Source organism: Dellaglioa sp. CoH-57-MRSF-21 (genome assembly GCF_056781915.1).
The window spans coordinates 1-262 of record NZ_JBXAXU010000209.1; the positions used below are offsets into that span (position 1 = coordinate 1).

A 262-nucleotide genomic window follows, 5' to 3' on the forward strand; every position below is an offset into this window, starting at 1 on the left:
GCAACCAGGTACCGGTCATCAGACCGGTCAGATCCCAGCCTATCGGTGCTATGGCACCAAATGCCGTTGCCACGCCCTTGCCGCCACGGAAATGGAAGAACACCGGATAGATGTGCCCAACGCAGGCGGCAATTGCCGTCAGCCCCAGGTACAGCGGTGGGACATTAAGCTTGTATGCCAGCCAGACCGGCAGCATTCCTTTGAGAATATCGAAAACCAGCACCGCTGCCGCCGCCAGGCGACCACCGATGCGCAGGACGTT

At 59.9% G+C, this 262-nt stretch carries 1 protein-coding gene; it reads right to left on the reverse strand.

What is annotated here, in order from left to right:
* Nucleotides 1-262: glycerol-3-phosphate acyltransferase (locus AC1RPQ_RS08550; protein WP_481762356.1), on the reverse strand; the 262-nt coding region annotated here is incomplete at both ends.